This is a genomic window from Janthinobacterium sp. PSPC1-1 (genome assembly GCF_049897625.1).
In the GTDB taxonomy this organism is placed as follows: domain Bacteria; phylum Pseudomonadota; class Gammaproteobacteria; order Burkholderiales; family Burkholderiaceae_D; genus Janthinobacterium; species Janthinobacterium tructae.
Genome location: NZ_JAFCWP010000006.1, coordinates 414,942 through 438,068, shown reverse-complemented (window position 1 = coordinate 438,068; position 23,127 = coordinate 414,942). Strand labels below are relative to the sequence as shown.

Annotated in this window: 15 protein-coding genes, 1 tRNA gene and 1 pseudogene; 9 read left to right on the top strand and 8 right to left on the bottom strand. The window is 64.2% G+C overall.

Features of this window, described 5'->3' with window-relative positions:
• Positions 1-51: 51 nt before the first annotated feature.
• The 7 genes and pseudogenes from ACP7EG_RS20795 to cysS form a co-directional block, all read right to left on the bottom strand.
• Positions 52-489: pseudogene (locus ACP7EG_RS20795) on the bottom strand (methyl-accepting chemotaxis protein); the annotation flags it as partial.
• Between the two features lie 463 nt (positions 490-952).
• Positions 953-1,045 (bottom strand) — tRNA-Ser (locus ACP7EG_RS20790).
• A 110-nt stretch (positions 1,046-1,155) separates the two neighbouring features.
• Complete coding sequence (locus tag ACP7EG_RS20785) at positions 1,156-2,403, bottom strand: aspartate kinase (RefSeq protein ID WP_332859072.1); 1,248 nt, start codon at positions 2,401-2,403, stop codon at positions 1,156-1,158.
• 196 nt (positions 2,404-2,599) lie between these two features.
• Entirely contained in the window at positions 2,600-4,018 is a 1,419-nt protein-coding gene (tilS, locus tag ACP7EG_RS20780; protein WP_426089107.1) for a tRNA lysidine(34) synthetase TilS, read from the bottom strand.
• Between the two features lie 167 nt (positions 4,019-4,185).
• A complete protein-coding gene (locus tag ACP7EG_RS20775) occupies positions 4,186-5,160 on the bottom strand; it encodes an acetyl-CoA carboxylase carboxyltransferase subunit alpha (RefSeq protein ID WP_010396889.1) in 975 nt (324 codons plus the stop codon).
• Between the two features lie 54 nt (positions 5,161-5,214).
• Entirely contained in the window at positions 5,215-5,934 is a 720-nt protein-coding gene (locus tag ACP7EG_RS20770) for a DNA-3-methyladenine glycosylase family protein (RefSeq protein WP_289953354.1), read from the bottom strand.
• Entirely contained in the window at positions 5,934-7,331 is a 1,398-nt protein-coding gene (gene cysS, locus ACP7EG_RS20765; protein ID WP_426089106.1) for a cysteine--tRNA ligase, read from the bottom strand. Before cysS ends, ACP7EG_RS20770 begins: the two co-directional genes overlap by 1 nt.
• Positions 7,332-7,609: 278 nt before the next feature.
• On the opposite strand from cysS, the gene ACP7EG_RS20760 reads away from it, so the two are divergent.
• The 4 genes from ACP7EG_RS20760 to ACP7EG_RS20745 all read left to right on the top strand — a co-directional run bounded on the left by ACP7EG_RS20760 (position 7,610) and on the right by ACP7EG_RS20745 (position 10,469).
• Positions 7,610-8,248, top strand: coding sequence for a peptidylprolyl isomerase (locus ACP7EG_RS20760; protein ID WP_426089105.1), 639 nt, complete (start codon positions 7,610-7,612; stop codon positions 8,246-8,248).
• Between the two features lie 71 nt (positions 8,249-8,319).
• Positions 8,320-8,811: a peptidylprolyl isomerase gene (locus tag ACP7EG_RS20755; protein WP_099759823.1), complete on the top strand. Its 492-nt coding sequence runs from the start codon at positions 8,320-8,322 to the stop codon at positions 8,809-8,811.
• A gap of 86 nt (positions 8,812-8,897) precedes the next feature.
• Positions 8,898-9,653 (top strand): UDP-2,3-diacylglucosamine diphosphatase, encoded by a 756-nt coding sequence (locus ACP7EG_RS20750; protein WP_426089126.1) that lies wholly within the window; start codon positions 8,898-8,900, stop codon positions 9,651-9,653.
• A 69-nt stretch (positions 9,654-9,722) separates the two neighbouring features.
• On the top strand, positions 9,723-10,469 hold the full coding sequence (locus ACP7EG_RS20745; RefSeq protein WP_426089104.1) for a DUF72 domain-containing protein: 747 nt from the start codon (positions 9,723-9,725) through the stop codon (positions 10,467-10,469).
• On the opposite strand, the gene ACP7EG_RS20740 is transcribed toward ACP7EG_RS20745, so the two are convergent.
• Positions 10,466-12,718, bottom strand: coding sequence for a hypothetical protein (locus ACP7EG_RS20740; protein WP_426089103.1), 2,253 nt, complete (start codon positions 12,716-12,718; stop codon positions 10,466-10,468). The genes ACP7EG_RS20745 and ACP7EG_RS20740 overlap by 4 nt on opposite strands.
• Positions 12,719-12,947: 229 nt before the next feature.
• On the opposite strand from ACP7EG_RS20740, the gene ACP7EG_RS20735 reads away from it, so the two are divergent.
• The 5 genes from ACP7EG_RS20735 to ACP7EG_RS20715 all read left to right on the top strand — a co-directional run bounded on the left by ACP7EG_RS20735 (position 12,948) and on the right by ACP7EG_RS20715 (position 23,061).
• Positions 12,948-13,328 (top strand): GntR family transcriptional regulator, encoded by a 381-nt coding sequence (locus ACP7EG_RS20735; RefSeq protein WP_071078177.1) that lies wholly within the window; start codon positions 12,948-12,950, stop codon positions 13,326-13,328.
• On the top strand, positions 13,325-14,197 hold the full coding sequence (locus ACP7EG_RS20730; protein WP_426089102.1) for an ABC transporter ATP-binding protein: 873 nt from the start codon (positions 13,325-13,327) through the stop codon (positions 14,195-14,197). The genes ACP7EG_RS20735 and ACP7EG_RS20730 overlap by 4 nt, the downstream gene beginning before the upstream one ends.
• A complete protein-coding gene (locus ACP7EG_RS20725) occupies positions 14,194-15,195 on the top strand; it encodes a hypothetical protein (protein WP_426089101.1) in 1,002 nt (333 codons plus the stop codon). The genes ACP7EG_RS20730 and ACP7EG_RS20725 overlap by 4 nt, the downstream gene beginning before the upstream one ends.
• A gap of 377 nt (positions 15,196-15,572) precedes the next feature.
• Positions 15,573-15,734, top strand: coding sequence for a hypothetical protein (locus tag ACP7EG_RS20720; RefSeq protein ID WP_426089100.1), 162 nt, complete (start codon positions 15,573-15,575; stop codon positions 15,732-15,734).
• 220 nt (positions 15,735-15,954) lie between these two features.
• A complete protein-coding gene (locus ACP7EG_RS20715) occupies positions 15,955-23,061 on the top strand; it encodes a hypothetical protein (RefSeq protein WP_426089099.1) in 7,107 nt (2,368 codons plus the stop codon).
• Positions 23,062-23,127 lie beyond the last annotated feature (66 nt).

Sequence of the window (23,127 nt, the reverse complement as noted above, 5' to 3'; positions counted from 1 at the left end):
AACGTCCACGAAACGCCATGCCGAACGACATCCTGGCCGCCAGCCTGCCTGTCAGCGGCCCGGATGCGCGGGCGCAGCAAGCACACCGGCAGCGGCGCCCGCATCGAGCTTGAACACCCCCACTTCCCGCACCAGACTGGCCGCCTGCTCTTCCAGGCTGCCGGCGGCGGCGGCCGCCTCTTCGACCAGGGCGGCGTTCTGCTGCGTGACCTCATCCATCTGCGTGATGGCCTGGTTGACCTGTTCGATGCCCAGGTTCTGCTCCTGGCTGGCGGCGGCGATCTCGCTCATCAGGTCGACCACTTGCTTGACGGATATCACGATCTTGTCCATCGTGGCGCCCGCCTCGTCCACCAGCTTGCTGCCCGCGTCGACGCGCTCGGCCGAGTCGCCGATCATGGCCTTGATTTCGCGGGCGGCGTTGGCCGAACGTTGCAGCGGGCCTTTGATATCTTCATTCGCTGCCACGGGGTGGCCCAAGTTTCGTTCTCAAGGTCGACTTCAGCCCAGGGCGTTTCTATCATTTTGCAAGTCCGGACAGGCACCAGCATCTTCAAGCGGATCAGAATCCGGGGGCGGGCGCACATCACGGCGTCGTTTTTCCCCAGCGCCACCAGGACAGCAGGCAAGTCATCGGTGCCGACGGCTGCCTGTTAAAGCGCTCCGTGGGCTTGTGCTCTGGCGCTGCGGCGCTGGCAGTGGCCCGTGACATGGGAGGGATAGGGGAAAGAATTTATTTGGGGAGGCAGAGGTCGGCGCATGCGCTGGCCGCTACTGCCTGAGATGAGGGGACGGCGTTGGCCGCTGCGCGGCCAACGGGGCCGCGCGGGGCGCGGCAGATGGGCGATTCGGAGAGCCTGCGCGCCCTTCAGGGCGCTCCGTCTTCGCATCCCACCGTTCCGTCCAGACAAATAAAAAAGCCTCCCGCAGGGGAGGCTTTTTTATTTGATTCTGGCGGAGACGGTGGGATTCGAACCCACGATACAGGTATAAGCCGTATGCATCCTTAGCAGGGATGTGCCTTCGGCCACTCGGCCACGTCTCCTAGCTGATTACTCAACTATGTCTCTGTAGCTAACTGCGCTGCAGCGACGAACGTCATAATATCGACTGCCCCCCCTTTGGTCAAGGGCGTGGGGCAATATTTTTTGATATTTACGCTTTTTCCAGCTCGAACGCTTTATGCAGCGCGCGCACGGCCAGTTCCATGTACTTTTCATCGATCAGCACGGAGATCTTGATTTCGGAAGTGGAGATCATCATGATGTTGATGCCCTCTTCCGACAGGGTACGGAACATTTGCGACGCCACGCCAACGTGGCTGCGCATGCCCACGCCGACGACGGACAGTTTCGACACTTTCGCGTCGCCCGTGATGCTGGCCGCGCCCAGCGATTCGCGGTTCGCTTCCAGCACGGCCAGCGCGCGCGTATATTCGCCGCGCGAGACGGTGAAGGTGAAGTCCGTTTTACCGTCGACCGACTGATTCTGTATGATCATGTCGACTTCGATGTTCGCATCCGCCACCGGTCCCAGGATGTGGTACGCCACGCCTGGACGGTCGGGCACGCCGAGCACGGTGATTTTGGCTTCATCGCGGTTGAAGGCGATGCCGGAGATGACTGCTTGTTCCATGTTTGTATCTTCCTCAAACGAAATCAGGGTGCCTGAATTGGCTTCTATTTCCAGCGGCAACATCGGGTCGGTCAGCGACGACAGCACGCGCGTGGGCACGCGGTAGTTGCCGGCAAATTCCACCGAACGCGTTTGCAGCACTTTGGAACCCAGCGAAGCCAGTTCCAGCATTTCTTCAAAGGTGATGGTCTTCAGGCGGCGCGCCTCGGAGACCACGCGCGGGTCGGTCGTGTAGACGCCGTCGACGTCCGTGAAGATCAGGCACTCGGCCGCCTTCATGGCAGCGGCAATCGCCACGGCCGACGTGTCGGAACCGCCGCGGCCCAGGGTCGCGATGTTGTCGTTCTCGTCGACGCCCTGGAAACCGGTAATGATGACAATCTTGCCTGCATCGAGGTCGCGTTTGACTTTTTCGTCATCGATCGACTGGATGCGTGCCTTGGTAAAGGCGGAATCGGTCTTGATCGCGACTTGCCAGCCAGCATAGGATACGGCTTGTTTGCCGATCGCCAGCAGTGCCATCGACAATAGGCCGACGGACACCTGTTCGCCTGTCGAGGCGATCATGTCAAGTTCACGGGGATCGGGTTGATCCATGATTTCCCTGGCCAGTCCAATCAGGCGGTTGGTTTCGCCCGACATGGCCGATGGCACCACCACGATTTGATGCCCAGCGTCGTGCCACTTGGCAACGCGCTTGGCGACATTCTTGATACGGTCAGTCGAGCCCATCGACGTACCGCCATATTTGTGGACGATTAAAGCCATAAGAGTGAAGTTTCCGCTCAAGAAGAATAAAAAAGGAGGGCTTTACTCTACATGCCGCAATGCAAAATAACAAGCTAAAAAGCGCATTAGCTCATACCGATTGCGCATATGGAAATAACCAATCCATGCAGTCGGGAGCGCATGGGCAGCCACTTGCCGGCCACCCCGAGAGTGGCCGTGGCGGCTGTCCTTACGCTCAGCAGGAGAGCCAGCGCAGGGTCACGCGAGGACGCTCCAGCAGGCTCAGGCAATGACAATCGAGGCCAATACCCGCCGCATACAGCAATTGTTGCGCCGCACAGACAAGTGGCAGGCGTTCGCGCTCCCAGGCGGGCACGTCAAACGCCTGATAATGGTATTTCAAGCTCTTGGTGGGACGATTCAGGGCCAGCTTCAGGCGCTCGCCACCCTGCCGGAAATCGATCGTCAAGGTTTGAGATTGCAACCAGGCAACATCAATCCCCTGCCCTTCGCCCTCGACCGCATCGAAATGCAGCACGCCGCCATACGCGGGAAAGGCCAGGCTCGCCTCGCCTTTCCACACAAATTGCTGGCCAGCCTTTTCCAGGCCGGGAATGCCCGCGTCGTCACGCTCGCGCATGCCGGCCAGGTCATCGAGCTTCGGTGTCAGGTACAGCCGGTCGCGGTGGCGCCGCACATGGCATTCGGGATGCGTCACCAGCAATTGCGCATCGGGCCGTGCCTCCAGCAATTGCGCCAGCATTTCCGCCAGCCACGCCGTCGATGGCATGCGCAAGCCGCGCGTGCCGAACCAGTGGCGCAGCAGGTTGTAGCAGCGGTCCACGCTCAGCTCGCGCAACTTCGCCAGTTCGATGCAATCGCCATCGAGGCAATTTAGCAAATCCTGCGTCGCCAGTTCCGTCAACAGGCGCTGTGCCGACTGGGCATGCTGGGCGCTGCGGGCGAAGCGCTCCTGAAAACCGGGAAACGCCTGCGCCAGCACGGGCATCACCTGATGCCGCAGAGCATTGCGGGCAAAGCGGGGGTCGTCGTTCGACTCGTCGTGGATGTGTGTGATCGCATGTTGCGCCACATATGCTTCGAGCTGTTTGCGCGACACCGACAGCAGCGGGCGCGCCATCACCAGATCCGGGTTACCCAGCAGCTCGGGCGCGCTGTTGGCGCCATCCATGCCGGACAACCCGGCTGTACCGGAACCGCGCAGCAGTTGCAGCAGCACCGTCTCGGCCTGGTCGTCCTGGTGGTGGGCTGTCAGCAGCAGGCGCACGCCGTGCGCCGCGCACAGCTCGCCCAGGGCCGCATAGCGGCGCTTGCGGGCCGCCTCTTCCGTGCCCGTCTTCGCATTCTTTTCCAGGGTGACACGGCGCGCCTCGAAGGCGATGCCCATGCCGGCGCACAATTGTTCGCAATGGGCCAGCCAGGCATCCGCATTCGGGCTCAGGCCGTGGTGCACGTGAAACGCGTGCAGGGTCACGCCGTGCTCCTGCGCCCAGGCATGCGCCAGGTGCAGCAGGGCCGCGGAATCGAGGCCGCCGCTGAGGGCGATGCCGACAGGGATGCCGGCTGGCGGCACGCAGGCGTCCAGCGCGCGGGCGAAGATGTCGGGCACGGTGGCGGTTTGTTGCTTTTTCAATGTGAACTCCGGGAATGCAAAGAGGGACAGGCTGCTAAACGGATGGTGTCGTTTAGCGGACTGTCCCTGGTGTGTTCTACTGTCTTGTCGGCTTACGTCACGTCGGCTTACGCTGCGCTAAGCCGACCTACACCGACCTACGCCGACCTGCACTGGCCGGCGACGGCTTACTCGCTCGGCGTGGTTTCCTTGAACTTGCCGTAGCTCAGCAGTTTTTCATGGCGCGCGGCCAGCAGGTCTTTGGTTTTCATGCCGTGGAACTGGCGCAGGGTGTCGGCCAGTGCGCGTTTCAGCAAGGTGGCCATCTGTTTCGGATCGCGGTGGGCGCCGCCCAGCGGTTCGTTGATGATCTTGTCGATCAGACCCATGGCTTTCAGGCGGTGGGCAGTCAAGCCCAGCGCTTCGGCCGCGTCGGAAGCGCGCTCGGCGCTCTTCCACAGGATCGAGGCGCAGCCTTCCGGCGAAATCACGGCGTAGGTCGAGTACTGCAGCATCAGCACGGCATCGCCCACGGCGATGGCCAGCGCGCCGCCAGAACCACCTTCACCGATGATGGTGGCGATCAGCGGCACTTTCAGTTCGGCCATCACGTACAGATTGTGACCGATCGCTTCCGACTGACCGCGCTCTTCCGCGTCGATGCCGGGGAAGGCGCCTGGCGTGTCGACGAAGGTGAAGATGGGCAAGTTGAATTTTTCAGCCACTTTCATCAGGCGCATGGCCTTGCGGTAGCCTTCCGGCTTCGGCATGCCGAAATTGCGCAGGGCGCGCTCTTTCGTGTCACGGCCCTTCTGGTGGCCGATGACCATGCACGGCTGGCCGTTGAAGCGGGCCAGGCCGCCAACGACGGACAGATCGTCCGCGTAGCTGCGGTCGCCATGCAATTCGTGGAAATCGGTAAAGATTTCATTCACGTAATCCATGGTGTAGGGGCGCTGCGGGTGGCGCGCGATCTGCGCCACTTGCCACGGCGTCAGCTTGGCGTAGATATCTTTGGTCAGCTGCTGGCTCTTCTTGGCCAGGCGGTCGATCTCTTCCGAGATGTCGACGGCCGAATCGTCTTGCACGAAGCGCAACTCTTCGATCTTGGAATCGAGTTCCGCGATCGGCTGTTCAAAATTGAGGAAAGTCGTTTTAGTCATTGTACCTCCAGGTTTTACCGGCCACGGCGCCAGGGCGCGCGGCGTCATCTATGTTTATTTTACCGTACCGGCTGCTGCGCCGGGGGCTGCATCGGGTGCGGCAGGGGCGGCTGCAGGGTCGAGACTGCGCCACAAATACCACGTCGCCACGGTGCGCCACGGTTCCCAATTGGCGGAAACTTCGCGCGCATCGCTGCGGGAAACTGGTTCACCGGAGAAATAATTGACGCTGATGCCCTGGATCAAACCGGGGTCGTCGAGCGGCAAGACATTCGGCCGTAACAGATTAAATATCAAAAACATCTCGGCTGTCCAGCGGCCGATGCCGCGGATCTGCACCAGTTCGGCGATGACGGCTTCGTCATCCATCTGGTCCCACTGGCTCGCGTGCACGCGCTTGGCCTTGAAATGGTCGGCCAAGTCGAGGATGTATTCGGTCTTGCGTTTGGACAAGCCGCAGGCGGACAGTTGCTCGGCGCCCGCCTTCAGCACTTGCGAAGGCGTGCATTTCGGGCAAGCAGCCAACAGCTTTTTCCAGGCGGCATCCGCCGCCTTGGGCGTGATCTGCTGCCCCACCAGCGAACGGGCCAGGGTAGTAAACGGGTCGCTATGGCCGACCAGGTGCAGGTCGCCAAATTGCGGGATGAGCTTTTTCATGATGCGGTCGCGCTTCATCAGCTCGATCTTCGCCTCTTCCCAGTAGTGCGGCACCTGGATCACTTGCGCCAAGTCCGTCACCTTGGGGGCTTCCCCGTTTTCCCTGGACGTTGGCATCATGCGCGGCGCCAGTTGGTCGAGCCGTCAGGCTTGTCTTCAAGAATGATGCCCGCCGCCAACAGTTCGGCGCGGATCTTGTCCGATGCGGCAAAATCGCGCGCCTTTTTCGCCGCGCTGCGCGCCGCGATGGCCGCCTCGATGCCGGCAGCCTCGTCCTGCCCACCGGCGGCAGCGCCGACGGTCGCTTGCAAGAATTGCTGCGGCGTACGCTCCAGCAAGCCGAATACGCCAGCCAAACCCTTCAATTGACGCGCCAGGGCCGGCGATTTGTACTTGTTGACTTCGGTCGCCAGGTCGAACAGGGCGGCCACGGCCAGCGGCGTGTTGAAATCGTCATCCATGGCGTCGCGCACGCGCACGGCATGGACCTCGCTCCAGTCGATGGCGCCCTCTTCCACCGCCACGTCGGCCAGCGCCGTGTACAAGCGCGTCAGGGACAGGCGCGCATCATCGAGGTGCACGTCCGAGTAATTCAGCGGGCTGCGGTAGTGTGCGCGCAGGATGAAGAAGCGGATCACTTCGGCATCGAATTTTTGCAGCACTTCGCGGATGGTGAAGAAGTTCCCGAGCGACTTGGACATTTTTTCATTGTCCAGACGCACGAAACCATTATGTATCCAGTAATTCACGCTGGTATGGCCGAATGCGCCTTCGGATTGGGCGATCTCGTTTTCGTGGTGCGGGAATTGCAAGTCCGCGCCGCCGCCATGGATGTCGAACTGTTCGCCCAGCAAGGCGCAGGACATGGCCGAGCACTCGATATGCCAGCCCGGGCGACCCTTGCCCCACTTCGAATCCCATTTGACTTCTTCCGGCTCGGACTCTTTCGACGACTTCCACAGCACGAAGTCGAGCGGATCGCGCTTGCCCGTATTCACGTCGACTCGCTCGCCCGCGCGCAGGTCGTCGAGCGACTTGCCCGACAGCTTGCCGTAGTGGGGGAAGTTGCGCACAGCGTAATTGACATCGCCATCCGAACCCTGGTAAGCCAGGTCTTTCGCTTCCAGCTGTTCGATCAGGCGCAGCATCTGCGGCACGTACTCGGTGGCGCGCGGCGTGTGGTCGGGCGTCAAAATGCCCAGCGCGGCCGTGTCTTCATCCATGTACTGGGTGAAACGCGTCGTCAGCTGGGAAATCGTCTCGCCGTTTTCCACGGCGCGGCGGATGATCTTGTCGTCGATGTCCGTAATGTTGCGCACGTAGGTGACGTCGAAACCGGAGGCTTTCAGCCAGCGGTAGATGACGTCGAACGCCATCATCATGCGCGCATGGCCGATATGGCAATAATCGTAGATGGTCATGCCGCAGACGTACATGCGTACCTTGCCAGCTTCCATCGGGACGAATACCTGCTTCTCGCGAGCCAGGGTGTTGTAAATCTTTAGATTGCTCATCGTACTTTGCAAGTGGAGCGGCCACCAGCCTGGCAAAACGACAGACAGGCGCGGACACCGGGGGTGCCGCGCCACTGAACTGCCGTGTGCGCCAAGACTGGTCGAGCCGCTATAGTGTTGTTCTTGTTTGTTAGAATCAGGGCGTTAGCGGTCAAGTATAACATTGATAAAAACCATACTGGCCCGATATGGATCAGGTTTTTACGCTGCTCAAGCAAATTTTCATTTCTTTACAATTAAAGCAAGTTTAGAGAAAAATAACGATCAAGGACACCTTCATGCAAGAAATCAAATCGAAACGCCTGTCTTTCCTGGCGCGTTTTTGCACCCTGTTTGCCGGCCTCACTCTGGGCGGCGCCGTCGTCGCAGCTGCCCCCGCCCCCCCTTCGGCTACCCTCGCCCCCACGCCGCACGTAGCCCTGAAAACCAGCATGGGCGAGATCGTGCTGGAACTGGACCAGGAAAAAGCGCCGCAAAGCGTGGCCAATTTCTTGCAGTATGTCAAAAGCGGTTACTACAAGGGCACCGTATTTCACCGCGTCATCGACGGCTTCATGATACAGGGCGGCGGCTTCGACAAGAACATGAAGCAGAAAGCCACCAAGGCCCCGATCAAAAATGAAGCGCAAAACGGCTTGCAAAACGTCACCTACAGCATCGCCATGGCGCGCACTGGCGACCCGCATTCGGCCACCGCGCAATTCTTCATCAACGTGAACAATAACGGTGCGCTCGACTACCCTGGCCGCGACGGCTTCGGCTACACGGTGTTCGGCAAAGTCGTCAGTGGCATGGAAGTGGTCGACAAGATCAAGGCCGTGCCCGTGGCGGACAAGGGACCGCACCAGAACGTGCCCGTCACCCCCGTGGTGATCGAATCGGTGACTTTACTCAAATCAGCGCCCGCAAAACTGTAAAATAGCGTTTTTGCGGCCCTGAACCACGGGGGCCGTCGAATCATTCTTCATCTAATTTATTAAGGATCATCATGACCTCCGTCATCATCACCACCAATCTGGGCAAGATCACCGCTGAACTGGACGCCGAAAAAGCACCGAAAACGGTTGCCAACTTCCTGGCCTACATGCAAGCCGGTCACTATGACAACACGATTTTCCACCGCGTCATCGACGGCTTCATGATCCAGGGCGGCGGTTTCGAGCCAGGCATGAAACAAAAGCCTGCCGACACCACCGTGGAAAACGAAGCCAAGAACGGCTTGAAAAACGATACCTACACCTTGGCCATGGCCCGCACGTCGGATCCGCACTCGGCATCGGCCCAGTTCTTCATCAACATCAAGAACAACAGCTTCCTCGACTATCCAGGCCAGGACGGCTGGGGCTACGCCGTGTTCGGTAAAGTCACGGAAGGCAAGGAAGTCGTCGACGCCATCCGCGCCGTGAAAACCTCGCGCACCGGCATGTTCGCCGATGTGCCAGTGACGGACGTCATCATCGAGAAGGTAGAAGCCGCGTAATCAGGCTTCAGCATCATGAATAACAGGCATTGCAGCGTTTTCGCCTCTCCATGCACATCACTTTTTGGGAGCGTTGAACGATGACAATGCCTGCCGCACTCTTTATTTCCGACCTGCATCTGCAGAGCTCGCACCCGCGCACCAGCGTGGCGTTTCTTTCTTTCCTGGAACACCATGCGCAATATGCGCAAGCGCTGTATCTATTAGGCGACCTGTTCGAATACTGGGCCGGCGACGATGACCTGGAAGACCCGTTCAATGCGCGCATGACGGCCGCCATCCGCGCCGTCAGCGATGCCGGCGTGCACGTCTACTGGATCGCCGGCAACCGCGACTTTCTTGTCGGCTCCGGCTTTGCCGCCGCCGCCGGCGCCACCCTGCTCAGCGAACCGCATGTGGTCACGATTGCCGGCCGGCGCATCGTCTTGCTGCATGGCGACGCCGAATGCACGAAAGACGTGCAATACATGGAGTTTCGCGCCATGGTGCGCCAACCTGCCTGGCAACAACAGTTCCTGTCCATGCCGCTGGCGCAGCGCAAGGCCATCATCGACGGTTTGCGCCAGAGCAGCCGCGCGCACAATGGCGAAAAATCCATGGATATCATGGATGTCACCCCCGATGCTGTCGCGCAAGTGTTTGCCGAACATGCCAGTACCATCATGATCCACGGCCACACGCACCGCCCTGCCGTGCACCAGGTTGACCATACCTTGCGCTATGTCTTGCCCGACTGGGAATGCGACGTGACGGCGCCGCAACAGCCACGCGGCGGCTGGATCGCCATCGATGCGCGCGGCAACATCACGCGCCATGACCTGAGCGGCGAGATCATCGACTAGGCTTGCGCCGACCGCCGCACGGGCGTTTGTCCGATAGCCGCGCCCGCCTGGCCTTGCTGTAATGGCGCCATGCACACTATTTACATCGGCACGGCTGGCTGGAGTCTTTCCAGCGCCGCCGCCAGCCACTTCCCCCTCGATGGCAGCCATCTGCAGCGCTATGCCAGTGTCTTGCCCTGCGTGGAAATCAACAGCTCCTTCTACCGCCCACACCAGCCCGCCACCTACGCGCGCTGGGCCGCCAGCGTGCCCGAGCACTTCCGCTTCAGCGTGAAAATGCCACGCAGCATCACGCACGAACGGCGCTTGCGTGACTGTACGGCCGAACTGGAGCGCTTTGCGGGAGAAGTCATGCAATTGGGGAGTAAACTGGGCTGCGTGCTGGTGCAGTTGCCGCCCAGCCTGCGCTTTGATGGGGACGTGGCCGGCGCATTTTTCCATGCGCTGCGCCAGCGCTTCGACGGCATGCTCGCTTGCGAAGCGCGCCACTCCAGCTGGTTCGCGGCGGACGCCACCGCCATGCTGCAGGAACATGCGATCACGCGCGTGCGCGCCGATCCGCCAGCCGGCCAGCCAGGCCCGCATGTGCCGACCACGGATACTGCCTACCTGCGCCTGCATGGCAACCCGAGAATCTATTACTCTGACTACCCGCCCGACTATCTGGCAAGCCTGGCCACCGCCCTGCGCGCACAAGTGCAGGCCGGCAGCTGGTGCATCTTCGACAATACGGCAGCCGGCGCCGCCCTGTTCAATGCGCTGGACCTGCAGGCGCGGCTGCAACTGCGTCAGCCGCGCATGAATGCCACGACTTAGGGTAACGGTGTCTGCAGCATTGCCTGCGTCGTGAAGCCAAACAAGGTACCATTACCGTAAGCAAGGATGCCGACGTTCGGATAACCCCACGGCAACACTGGCGTGGAAATGACGCCGGCGGCATCGATCTTGCGCAGCCGGCCCTGGCCGCTCATGTACAGATTGTCGCTGGCATCAATGGCCAGGCTGGTGGCACCTGAAAACGGCAAGCCCCCCACCCCGGGCGGCCCATCGCCGCCGCTGCCCTTCTTCAGGGTGCCGGCAAAAACGCTGGCCTTGCCGGCACGGTCCACCTTGAAGACAACTTGATGCACGACATCATCAAAGTACAGATTGCCCTTGCTGTCAAAAACCATGCTGGCCGGAAGCATGTCCTGCCATTCATACTCCGTATCGCCCAGCGAGCGTGCCAAGGCTTCAAATGAGACCAGCGAGGTGAACGCGCCGCCAGGAGCGCGCCGGTGAATGCTATCGAGCCCCCAGCCCTGCCAGAAGACATAGCCATCCTTGTCGACGCCCAGCAGGTATTCCGCTGTGGTAATGCCTGGAATGCTGGGTAACGCTCCGTCGGTGGAAACCACCCCGTCCTTGCTGATCTTGCGCAGATTATACGCAGCGCCAGCAGGGGCCCGGTCGGCAAGATAGACCCCACCCTCCTGGTCGCAGGCGATCGCGACAGGCGCAAGCAAGGTCGCGCTGGCGCGTGGTCCGTCATCGCTGCCCGCGCGTCCGGCAATACCGGCGTAGATGCTGTAACTACCGTCTGGCGTAAGACGGCGCAGCACCTTGTTCGCCCGGTCGAGCATGTAGACGTTACCCGCCGGATCGCTGCACATGCGCGCGGCGCTCACGTACCCCAGGCGAGCCGCAGCACCCACACCGTCCTTGGGCCCGATACTGCCCGGCAGAAAGGACAGGGGGGACAATACCTTTGCCGCGCTGACGCTGATCAAGCGATGCATGTTGGCATCGTTGACGATAATGGCGCCCGAACTGTCTTGCAGCAAGGTGCCCAGGTAGGAGAAGCCGGCGGCGGCACCGGCAGCATCCGTCACTGTCCGGCCGATTACCGTGCTCACATCGCCACCCGGGGTCACGCGGCGAATGGCATCACGGTCGGACAGCAGCAGATTGCCATCGCGGCCGAGCGCCATGCCACGGATGGAAAGGAAGTTGGCGGCCGTGCCCTTGCCATCATTGCCCGTCCGGCCGAATCCTCCTGCCACCAGGACGGCCACGCCCTGCTGCCACCGAAAGAGCCGGCCGCCAAACAACTCCCCCAAGTAGATCGTGCCGCCAGCATCGACAACCACGTCGCCGGCCCGTATCGAAAACCCGTTCACATCCAGCACTTTTTCAGAACTGACCAATCCTCCCGGCGTTACCCGACGGATCATCTGCTGGTCCGGATCGGTCAGCAGGACATCCCCATTGATGTCCATGGCGACGCTGTCGATGCGCCCGAGTTGCGCCTGCGTCCCTTGCCCATCGGCAAAGCTCGGCGCCGTGTTGGACCAGTCGCACGCCGCGCGGCGCTGTCCCGCCACCGTGCTGACCACGCCAGCCGGGGTGATCTTGCGCAGCTGCGCATTGCAACTGTCGGCGAGGTACAGGTTTGCCGCGCGATCGATTGCCATGACGGCAACGCCGCCCGCCATGTGGAAAGTGGCGCTGGCAGCGGCGCCATCGTCGGCGCCCGGCTTGCCAGGGATGCCCGCATACACGCTCACGTTGCCGGCCGGCGTGACTTTATGGATGACCTGCAGAACGGCGTCGGCAATGTAATAATTGCCGGCCGTATCCTGCACCATTCCGGAAATACTCTGGATTTTTTCCTGCACGCCGGCCAGCACGACAGGCAGGCAGCGCACGGCGAGCGTGTTGACATCCGCATTACCCACCGTCGCCGCGCCCTTGACGATGCTGCAGCCAAGGCCTTCGGAGGTACTCTCGATTCTGCCTTCATAGCTGGCGCCCGCCGCCAGCTTGCCGGCGAAATGGAAGGCGCCATTCGCCGTGACGGTCAATTTTTCGGCACCGTTGGCCAGCACCACCTGGGCACCCGGCACCAGGCCGCTGACCGTGCCGCCCACCAGGTAGCGCGGCGCCTCGGCCGTCGGCACGGTGGGCGCGCCAGGCGTGCCACCATCGCCGGAACCGCCGCCACAGGCGCTCAGCGCCGTCAGCAAGGCGCCGCCGCAAGCGGCGCGCCGGAACAACATTTGCAACTCGCCATATCGATTTATCATTTCCGCTTTCATGGTGACTGGCGACGAGTTTCGCCATAAGTTATCAAGTAAAATTCTCAAATCAACAATATTATAGTTGCCTGATGGATATAAATACATCGTTTGTTGACATGTGATTTTTTAGTGCTATAGTTCACTACAACACCATATCAATAACTCACCAAGGAAAGCCGATGCCTACAGCATTTTTCACGCGCCGCGCCGCCCCACCCTTGTCGGAGCGCATCCCATGAGCGCGGCATGGAACGACAATAGCCCCATCTACCGCCAGCTCAAGGCCCGGGTGGTGGGCATGATGCTCGATGGCGTGCTGCAGTCTGGCGACGCCCTGCCGTCGGTGCGCCAGGTGGCGGCCGATTATCAATTGAATCCCATCACGGTTTCGCGCGCCTATCAGGAACTGGTCGACGATGCCCTGGTGGAAAAACGCAGAGGACTCGGTATGTATGTCTTGGATGGCGCCCGCGATAAATTGCTGGCCAGTGAACGCGAGCGCTTCATGCGCGAAGAGTGGCCGGCAATGCTGGAACGCATCACGCAACTGGGCCTGGACCTCGATCAACTACTGCAAGCGAGCCGCGACAGCGGCGCGCAGGGAGAGAGCGCATGAATGCATTGAACAACGATAGCGTCATCAGCGCACGCGGCCTGCGCAAGCAATATGGCAAGCAGGTGGCCATCGATGGCATCAGCTTTGATATCGCGCCAGGGCGCATCGTCGGCTTGATCGGGCCTAACGGCTCCGGCAAGACCACCACCCTGAAAGCCATCCTGGGCCTGACGGGCTTCGAGGGCGAGCTGTCCGTGCTGGGACGCGACCCGCGCGTGCAGCGCGACGCGCTGATGGAGGACGTGTGTTTCATCGCCGATGTGGCCATCCTGCCGGGCTGGCTGCGCGTGCGCGACGCGATCGATTTTGTCGCCGGCGTGCATCCGCGCTTCGACCGCAGCAAGGCCGAGCGCTACCTGGCCCACACCAAGCTGGCGCCGAAGATGCGGGTCAAGAGCATGTCAAAAGGCATGATCGTGCAATTGCACCTGGCGCTGGTGATGGCCATCGACGCCAAGCTGCTGGTCCTGGATGAACCCACCCTTGGCCTGGACATCCTGTACCGCAAACAGTTTTACCAGAACCTGCTGGAAGACTATTTCGATGAAAACAAGACCATCATCATCACCACGCACCAGATCGAAGAAGTCGAGCACATCCTCAGCGACCTGATGTTCATTCGGGACGGCAAGATCGTGCTGGCCTCGTCGATGGAAGAAGTGGGCGAACGCTACATTGAAGTGATGGTGGGACCGCAGCACGTGAATCCGGCGCGCGCGCTGCAGCCGATCAGCGAACGCAGCGTATTCGGCAAGTCGGTGATGCTGTTCGATGGCGTCGCCCGCACCCAACTGGCTGCCCTGGGCGAAGTACGCACGCCCAGCCTGGCTGACCTGTTTGTCGCGACCATGAAAGGATCGTACCAATGAGTATTTCCCCTGTAAACAAGATGCAATGGCTGCTCCGGCGCGAGTTGTGGGAACACAAGGGCATGCTGGTGTGGACGCCTGCCCTGATCGGCGTCGTCATGACGGTGCTGGGTGCCCTGATGGCGGCCGCGACCGTCGCAAGGAGCAAAATGCACACGGCGCTCATCGTCAATGGCGAGGAAATTTCCTGGAGCACCATCTTCAATACGCGCACCTTCGGTCCGCGCCGCACGGAAATCATTGATGCCGTCGCCAACAACTACACGTACGCGGCTGCACCGCTGTTCCTGGCACTGGGCTTCCTCGTGTTTTTCTATTGCCTGAGCGCCCTGCATGACGACCGCCGCGACCGCAGCGTGCTGTTCTGGAAATCGCTGCCCATCTCGGATGCGCAGACGGTGCTGTCGAAAGCGGCCATCGCCCTGCTGGTCGCGCCGCTGATCGTGGCCGCTGCCGCCAGTCTGACTTCGCTGGCCCTGATCCTGATTCTGAGCGGCGTGCTGGCGGCCAACGGCATCCACGTGTTTGCCGAACTGCTAGGCTCATCCGGCCTGTACCTGGGACCACTGCGCGTGTTCGGCTTGCTGCCCGTGTATTGCCTGTGGGCCTTGCCGACGGTGGGCTGGCTGCTGATGGTATCGAGCTGGGCCAAGTCGAAAGTCTTCCTGTGGGCTATCGGCGTGCCGCTGCTGCTGCTCATCCTGACAGTCTGGGCCGGCAAGCTGACGCAGACGGAAAGCGATGTCAGCTGGATACAGATGAATGTCATCGGGCGCGCCCTGCTGGGCACCCTCCCCGGCAGCTGGTATCTGTTCGAACCGGAATTGCTGCCGCAAATGCACGCCCTGGCAGAGGGAGGATCGCACATGACGCGCATCGATGTGTTCAGCAATTCCTGGTCCAGCCTGGCATTGCCAGCCGTCTGGCTGGGTGCGGCGGCAGGCGCGGCGCTGATTTACGCCGCCATCCGCCTGCGAAGCTGGCGCGAGGAAGGCTGACAGCGCACCATCGCTTCCCCGTAACAAAACGCCCCGCCCGCCGGGGCGTTTTCCATTTTTACCTCATCCAGCTACCGGAAATAATAACTACTTTTTTGATAGTGATTATCAAACCATCGCCTCGCCGGATAAAGACTATGCATTTGATAGCGTGGATTCGATATGACAATTAAAAATAATTATTTCTATCGTATTTTATTTCCAATCAGATTCGATAATAAACATACCAAAAAGCAACAACTACCAATTCGATAGCGATATGTTTTTTTAATAAAAAACGCAGAAACACCCGGGCATGTAAGCAGATTCAGCAGGAAATCCCCATTTCGTGACAATCCGTGATTATTTACCTGAGCAGAACTTGACAGAATAGCTTCATGGAAAATGATCAAAATGAAATTGAAAGTTTCAAAATTGAAACTACCATCATAGGGAGAACAGCTGCGAATCGCATGCAAATAACGCTTCCGGTCCGTGAGCACCGCCTGGCAAACGAGTTGCCAGTTAAGAAAATACAAAAATGGAGCCATGCGAAATAAATACAAAAATGATATTTTTTTATATTTCCAAATAAGTGTTCTGTTGAGTCAGCGGTTTTTTTCCAGTTATGTTTTACTTGCCACTATCAACATCAGTAACACCCAAGTTCGACCACGGCCCAAGCCTCGCCGGAGTAATAAAAGGAAACGAATCATATTATTGATTTTTTAATATCTCAAGAAATTGAACGAACATACAACCTATTCCGGAGACTTTCAAATGGCCACCACCCCAAATCCAGCCCAAGTTCCCGTCAATGCCGAAGGCGCTGCCGCCAAGATCACGACGCCTGCAAAAAAAGTCGTCAATCCAAAAGACGGTGACCGCAAGCAGTATGACGAAGACGAACTGATAAAAGGGGCCGATGCCAGCGCGACCATGCCGCCTGAAAACGTCGTGGAAGTCACGGGAAGCGCCGATAACGGCAATGCCGCCGCCTTGGGCACGGCCGCGGCGGTGGCTGCAGCAGCCTTGGCAGCCGGTGGCAGTGGCGCGGCCGCAGGCCAGGCGGGCAACGGCGCTGCCGATTCCGGCACGCCACAAAGCGATAACAACGGTGGTGCCGCTGGCGCGGGTGCCGGGGCTGCTGGCATCCCCAGCGGCAGTGTCGTGGATGTCGCCGGGGCATCGGCTGGTGCGGGTGCGGGTGCCGGGGCGGCCGGTGGGCTGGGCGGGCTGGGCGGGCTTGGCGTGCTGGGCGCGCTCGGCGGCCTTGGCCTGGTTGCCGCCGCAGCAGGCGGTGGCGGCGGAGGCGGCGCGGCGGCTGGCGGCTCCGGTACGGGTGGCACGGGGACAGGAGGCACCGGCACTGGCGGTACAGGCACCGGTGGCACCGGCACGGGCGGCACGGGCACGGGCGGTACGGGCACCGGTGGTACAGGTGGCACAGGTACCGGTGGCACGGGAACTGGCGGCACGGGCGGCACCGGAGGAACGGGCGGCTCGACCGGCGGCCAGGGTGGCACGGGAAATCAATCCACCACCACCGTCGTGACCGACGCAGCCGTGCTGGCCGCCGCCGCGGCTGTCGCCGCCGCCAACAACGCCCTGGCCGATGACGCCGCCGCCGCTGCGGCCGCGGCAGCGGCAGCAGCTTCGCTGGCAGCGGCGAATGCCGCCATCCTGGCCGACCAGCAGGCGGCGCAGGCCGCCGCTGCAGCGGCAGCAGCCTTACTCGCCGCCAATACCGCCACCAGTGACGATGCGCTGGCGGCCAGCACGGCTGCCGTCGTCCCCGGCGCGCAAGCCGCCGCTACCGCCGCCACGAATGACGACAGCGCGGCGGCCACCGCTGCCGCTGCCGCTGCCATCTCCCAGGCCGCCACCACAGCGGCCCAAAATGCTGATGCGGCCGCCACCACAGCGGCCGCCAACGCCGCCGCCGCGCACGCCGCTGCCGATGCGGCACAAACGCAAGCAGACCAGAGCAACGCTCCGGCGCTGCAGGCCATCGCCGATGCAGCCGATGTGGTCGCAGCAGCAGCCAACACCCAGGCAGCGCTGACCGATGCGGCGGCGCTTGGCGTCATCTCGGCCAATGATGCTGCCGCTGCCGCCGCCGCCACGGCCTTGGCCAATGCCACGGACGCCGCCGCGCTGGACCTGGCGGCCACCGCCGCCGCCAATGCCGCCGTCGCCGCAGGTATCCAGGCCAGCCTGACGGATGCCGCCGCCCTGGCGTTGATCTCCGATGCCGATGCCGCCAACGCAGCCGCAGCCGCCAGCGCGGCCGCCGCCACCGACGCCGCCGCCCTTGCTGCCGCCTCGAACGCGGCCGCCACCGCGGCAGCGAATGCGGCCACAGCCGCCAATGCCAGCGATGCCGCGGCACTCGGTATCGCTGCCACCGCTGCCACGAATGCGGCCACCGCGGCCGGCACGCAAGCGGGCTTGACCGATGCCGTCGCCTTGACCATGGCAGCGGACGCCGCTGCCGGCGTCGCCGCCCAGGACGCTGCCATCGCCAATGCCACCGACGCCGTCGCCCTGCAGGCTGCCGCCGATGCTGCCGCGACGAACGCCGCCAATGCACAGACGCAAGCGAACATGACGGACGCGCCCACCCTGGGCCTGATCGCCGATGCCGCCACCGCGGCGTCGGACGCAGCACAACTCCAGGCCGGCCTCACCGATGCAGCCGCACTGGCCCTGATTTCCGATGCCGACGCTGCCGCGGCGGCTGCCGCCGCATTGGCTGCCAGTAGCGATGCCGCCGCGCTCGACGCCGCCGCAGCCCTGGCCGCCACCGTGGCGGCGAATGCCGTCGTCACCGCCAGCCTGAGCGACGCGGCGGCCCTGCAAATCACGGCCGATGCAGCAGCCAGCACGGCCGCCGGCGCCGCCACGCAAGCGGCATTGACGGACGCCGCCGCCCTGCAAGTGATTTCCGACGCCGATGCCGCCGCAGCGCTGGCAGCGCAAACGACGGCCAACCAGACGGATGCGGCCGCCCTGGCCGCTGCCGACGCAGCCGCCGCCAGCGATGCCGCCAATGCGCAAACAGTGGCCGACCAGACCGATGTCGTCGCCCTGCAGCAAGCAGCCGACCAGGCCGATGCCGATGCCGCCGCCGCCAATGCGCAAGCCACCCTGCTGGACGTCAACGTCGCCCTGAATGCCTTCAATCTGGCCAACCTCGCCGCCCTGGCTGCCAACGTCACGGCTGGCCAAACCAGCGTGCTCGATCTGACGGCCACGGTCAATACCTTGCAGCTCGGTGCCGATAATGCCGATATCACTGCCGCCCTGTTCGATGCCACCATCCTTGCCGGCATCTCCACCGCCGATGCGCTGACGGCAGCCAGCCTGCAAACCATCGCCGGCCTGACCAATGCCGATGCACTCATCGCCACGGCGGCCGCTGCCGTCTCGGCGGCGGAAACGGCCGCCCTGCTGGGCGGGATCGATATCTCGGCCGTCAGCGCAGCTGCCGCGGCACAGGCCGCCGCTGCGGCTGCCGCCTCCACGGCCTTGCTGACCGATGCCGGCACGCTGGGCATAGTCTCCACTGCCGACGCTGCCGCTGAACTTGCCGCCCAGACTGCCGTCACCACCTTGACGGCCGCCAATACGCTGACGCAAAACGCGCTGACGACGGCACAATTTGTTGCCAATCAGACCGATGCCGTGGCTCTGGGCCTGGTCTCTTCCGCAGCCGACGCGGCCGCAGCCTTGGCCGTCACGACGGCCGGCCAGACGGACGCCATCACGCTGAGCCTCATCTCGAACGCCGATGCGCTGGTAGCCACCTCCGCCGCCAACCTGGCGGCGCTGACGGATGCCACGGCGCTGGGCTTGATCTCGACCGCCGATGCCACCGTGGCCGCCACCCTGCAGGCGACGGCCAACCTGACGGACGCCGCCGGCCTGGGCCTGCTCGCCACGGCCGCTGCTGCCGCCGCGAATACGGCAACGAATGTTGCCAACCTGACCGATGCAGTGGCCCTGGGCACGCTCTCGACAGCGGCCACCACCGCCGCCAATACGGCAGCCGCCACCGCCGCGCTGACCGACGCCACGGCATTGGGCCTGGTCGCCACGGCCGACGCGGCTGCCGCTTCCGCCCTGCAAACGACGGCCAACCTCACCGACGCCGTGGCGCTGGGCCTCGTGTCGACGGTCGCCAACACGGCCGCCAGCACCGCCGCCGCCGTTGCCAACCTGACCGATGCCGTGGCCCTGGGCACCGTCTCGACAGCCGCAACGGCCGCCGCCAATACGGCAGCGGCCACGGCCGCCCTGACCGACGCCGTCGCCCTGGGCTTGACGGCCACCGTCGATGCGGCCGCCGCCACCGCCGCACAAACGACGGCCAACCTGACGGATGCCGTCGCCCTGGGCCTGGTAGCGACCGTCAATGCCACCGCCTCCACGGCGGCCGCCACCGTCGCTGGCCTCGCCGATGCCGTCCTGCTGGGTACCGCCCACACGCTCGACGTCACGGCCGCCACCGTGGCGGCCACCAAGGCCGCCTTGACGGATGCCGCCGCCCTCACCACCGTCGCCAACAACGACGCCGCGAATGCCGCTGCCCTGGCCGCCTATTCGGCCGCCCATCCGTTCGACCTGGTGGCGGCACTGGCCTCCACTGTCGCCGCCACCACGGCCGGCTTGTCGCTCGCCGCCGCGCAATCGGCGCAGGCCGATGATGCGGCCGCCGCTTCGACAGCAGCCACGGCGGCAGCGTCCCTGACCGCCCTGAACAATGCAATCGCGGCCGACAATGCCGCCACCGCCGCCGCCACCCTGGCACTGACTTCCCAGGCGGCAGCCACGGCGGCACAGCTGGACGACACGCTCGCGGCCACCGCCGCCGGCGTGGCTGCCACCTCGCTGGCAGCGGCCCAGGCGGCGCAGGCGGCCGATACCGCCGCCGCCGCGACGGCAGCGACGGCGGCCAATGCCCTGGCCGCCCTGAATGCGGCCTTGCAGGCGGACGCGAATGCGGCCGCCACGGCCGCTGCCGCCGTGACGGCAAGCGCAGCCACCGCCGCCGCCGTCGCCGACGATCTGGCCGCTGCGACGGCCGCCACGGTCGCCAACGTCTCGCAAGCGGCCGCACAAGCGGCGCAACTGGCCGACAATGCCGCCGCCAGCGCCGCCACCATCGCCGCCAACGCGCTGGCTTCGCTGAATGCGGCCCTGGCCGACGATGCGGCAGCCGCCGCGGCTGTGCTGAACTCCACCAACGCCACGGCCGCCGCCGTTGCCGCTACCGCCGCCGACACGGCTGCCGCGGCGGCAGCCGCCGTGGCCGCCATCTCGGCCGCAGCCACACAGCATGCGCAAGCGGACGATATCGCCGCTGCCGCCGCCGCCCTGACGGCATCCGTCTCCCTGGCAGCCACCCAGGCCGCGCAAGCCGCCGATCTCGCCGTCGGCACGGCTGCGACGGCGGCGGCGAACGCGCTGGCCGCGCTGAACCAGGCCCTGGCTGACGACAGCCTCGCCGCCGCGGCAGCCACGGCGGCTGCCAACGCCCAGGCAGCCCTGACTGCGGCCACGACCACACTCAACGCGGCGATATTGACGGCCAGTGCCTCGCTCGCCGCCACCAATGCCGCCCTGGCCGACGACGCCACGGCGGCCAGCACGGCGGCTGCGGCAGCAGCCGCACAGGTCCTTGCCGATGCCGCACTGCTGGCAGATGCAGGGCTGGCCGCGCTCGCGACGGCAGCCAACAATGCACTGGCAGCAGCCAGCGCAGCGCTGGCCGCCGACGATGCCGCCGCCAATGCCGCGCACACGGCGGCGCTCTCGGCGGCCGCCACACTGGCGGCGCAACTGGCCGATACGGCGGCCCTCAATGCCCACGCCGCGCTCAACGCGGCCATCGCCAACCTGAACGCCGCCGTGACGGCCGATGTCAACGCCACGGATGCCGACAATGACAGGACGCTGAAACTGAACCTCCTCCTCACCGCCCAGGGTGCGGCCGACGACGCGGCCCAGGCCAATGCCAATGCGGCGGCCGCCCATGCGGCGCTGGCGGCGGCCCAGGCCGACGATGCGGCGGCGGCCACCGCTGCCGCCAATGCGATTGCCGCGCATGCGGCGGCGGTCGCGGCGCAAAACGCCGATGCCGCCGCGGCAGCGGCAGCGGCACAAGCGGCCATTTCCCTGGCCGCCACTCTCAATGCCCAGGCCGATGACGCCACCGCGGCAGCGGCCGCCACGGCCGCCGCCAATGCGCAACTGGCCCTGGACGCAGCCCTGGCGGCAGACGCCAACGTCGCCGCCACCGCCGCCGCGGCAGCGGCCGCCCAGCTGGCGGCGCAAAACGCGCATGACGCCGATGCTGCGGCAGCGGCAGCGGCCGTCGCGGCAGCCATCACCCTGGCAGCCACGCAAGCGGCGCAGGCCGATGACGCGGCAGCCGCGCTGGCAGCGGCCAATGCCGCCAACGCCCAGGCAGCGCACGACGCCGCCGTCGCCGACGACCAGGCCGCTGCGGATGCCGCCGCAACGGCAGCGCTGGCACAAACGGCTGCCACGGCAGCGGCAGCAGCCGATGCCGCCGCCACCGCCAGCGCCGCCGCAGCGGCAGCATCACTGCTGGCCGCCCAGGCGGCGCAGGCCGACGACACGGCCGCCAATCAGGCAGCGGCCAATGCCGCCGCCGCAACCGCCGCGCACACGGCCGCCATCGCCGCCGACGCCCTCGCTGTCAGCACGGCGGCAACGGCGGCCAGCGCACTGGCAGCGGCCACCGCAGCGCAGAACGACGACAACGCGGCCGCGGCAGCTGCCGCGCAAGCCGCCGCCTCGCTGGCCCTGACCCAAGCGGCACAGGCCGACGATGCGGCAGCAGCGACCGCCACGGTCAACGCCAACAACGCGGCGGCAGCGGCGCTGGCCGCCCATGCGGCCGATGCCGCCGCGCCGCTGGCGCAGGCGCAGGCCGCCGCTTCCCTGCTGGCCCTGCAAGCGGCGCAAGCCGACGATGCCGCCGCCGCCAGTGCGGCAGCGGCAGCGGCGCAAGCGCACGCCAATGCGAGTGCCGCGTATGCGGATGACGCGGCAGCGGCCCAGGCCAATGCCGACGCGCAGGCTGCCGACGTGGCCCTGGCACAAGCGAACGCCATCGCCGCGCAGACCGACGCCAGCGCCCTGGCTGCCGTGGCGGCTACGGACGCGGCCCACGCCGCGGCCGTGCAAGCCATCGCCGGCCAGACCGATGCCGTGGCCCTCACCCAGGCTGCCGATGCGGCGGCAGCAGCGGCGCTGGCAGCGGCGCAGACAGCCAACCTGACGGACGCCAACGCCCTGCACCTGGCTGCCGACGCGGCAGCGGCCGCCGCCCTGCAAGCGCAGGCGCAGGCGGACCTGACGGACGCCGGCTCGCTGACGGTGGCGGCGAATGCCGATGCCGCGGCAGCGGCGGCGGCCCAGGCCCATGCCGACCTGACGGACGCGAGCCAGCTCTTCGTGCTGAGCCAGAATGCCCTGCACAACCCGCTGACGGTGGCCGACTTCAGCACCGGCCTGCCGGCCGCGGGCGGCGACGTGATCGACATGTCGGCCATCGCCGACCTGACGGCAGCGGTGGCCGTGGGCGTCAATCTGAGCACGGACTTTGGCAACGACAACCTGTTCATCTTCGACGGCACGTCCGTGTCGATCGGCGCGGCGGCCAGCGCCATCGCGGCCGACAGCAGCGTCTTGTCGGGCCAGGGCTACATCGTCATCGCCGATGCGCAAAACAGCGGCGCCGTGACGGTGTATCACTCGAGTGACCTGAGCAACGCCAACGCCATCGACACGGCGCTGGTGCTGCTCAGCGGCGTGAACATCACGCAGCTGACGGCGGCCAACTTCATCGTCTGAGGTAGGGCACCCACGCCAGGCGCCGCGCCTGGCACGGCAGCGGGAGCGCAAGACAGCGCGCTCCCG